The organism is Brevibacterium sp. SIMBA_078, from assembly GCF_046534565.1.
GTDB lineage: Bacteria > Actinomycetota > Actinomycetes > Actinomycetales > Brevibacteriaceae > Brevibacterium.
Genome location: NZ_JAWRYQ010000393.1, coordinates 1 through 254 on the forward strand (window position 1 = coordinate 1; position 254 = coordinate 254).

Sequence of the window (254 nt, forward strand, 5' to 3'; positions counted from 1 at the left end):
CTTGAAGAGGCTAAAATAAAATTAGCAGATAGTCAGCGAACTTTAAAACGTTTAAAACAAAGCCAAGCTAAAGGAGCTGTTCCGCAAAGTGATGTAGATGATGCAAAAACCATCGTAGAGCTTGCAAAAGTTACTCTCACTCAAGCCGAAACTGAATTAGAAGACCGCCAAGTCCGTGCCCCTTTTAATGGCACTATGGGGCTGACTGACATTGAAGTGGGTGACAGAATCACAACACAAACAATGATTGCTAG

At 41.7% G+C, this 254-nt stretch carries 1 pseudogene; it reads left to right on the top strand.

The window, feature by feature from the left end:
• Positions 1 to 254, top strand: a pseudogene (locus SB749_RS20155) (hypothetical protein); the annotation flags it as partial.